This window comes from Arthrobacter sp. B1805 (assembly GCF_002929745.1).
Taxonomy (GTDB): Bacteria; Actinomycetota; Actinomycetes; order Actinomycetales; family Micrococcaceae; genus Arthrobacter_D.
Genome location: NZ_PJIQ01000060.1, coordinates 1 through 717 on the forward strand (window position 1 = coordinate 1; position 717 = coordinate 717).

The 717-nt window shown below is 40.7% G+C and carries 2 protein-coding genes; one reads left to right on the forward strand and one right to left on the reverse strand.

The window, feature by feature from the left end:
- Positions 1–267 precede the first annotated feature (267 nt).
- Positions 268–582: a non-specific lipid-transfer protein gene (locus CXQ96_RS19180; RefSeq protein ID WP_368783656.1), complete on the reverse strand. Its 315-nt coding sequence runs from the start codon at positions 580–582 to the stop codon at positions 268–270.
- Between CXQ96_RS19180 and CXQ96_RS18710 the strand changes: the two genes are divergently transcribed.
- The coding region (locus CXQ96_RS18710; RefSeq protein ID WP_219816178.1) for a hypothetical protein at positions 503–717 on the forward strand (215 nt) is incomplete at its 3' end. The two genes, CXQ96_RS19180 and CXQ96_RS18710, sit on opposite strands and share 80 nt — an antisense overlap.

Genomic DNA, 717 nt, shown 5'->3' on the forward strand with positions numbered 1-717 from the left:
TTTTTTTTTTTTTTTTTTTTTTTTTTTTTTATTTTTTTTTTTTTTTTAGTTGTAATTTTATGAAAAATAAAAACTAGGGTACACATTAAAATAAGATGCATGCGTGAAATAGGAACTACAATAATCAATTTACTCGACAAAGACAAAAGCCTCATCAAGATAATTGAGTCTCATTTATTATACACTTTACTAGCTAACAAGGCCATTCTTTGGTACGTAGCTCCATGTTTAATTTCTCTTCTGTAGCAACAAAGTTATCCTGTACTTTTAGTGGACTGCATTGCAGTTGGTGTTGGGGCTAATAGGGTAAGGGATGCGGACACCACATGCACCAGGGAGAGCAGCTGCCTTTCCGTAGTTCATTCCTTTAATGGAAGCAGCAGCAGATTTGAGGCAAGTGCATGCAGTTTTCCTGTCAGCCGGGGTGGCGGCTGCGCTGTTTAGGGCCCTAATCCCACCACAACATGCCGGGCTTGGGCCAGGACCACCCCTAAGGAAGCCAATGCACGCTGCAACCTTGCCCGAAACTAAGCCACAGGTCACGGCGGCCTCCGCATGTGGTGCAAGCACTACCATGCACATGGCAATTGCACAAGCTAACTTAACAATAGCTGAGCTTGCCATAGTTTTTCTTGTGCTTAAGAAAATTGTAGAGTTATTACTAAAAGATCAATATGTTTTTCTTTTTTTATGTTTTGCACTTTTGCTTGATCCCCG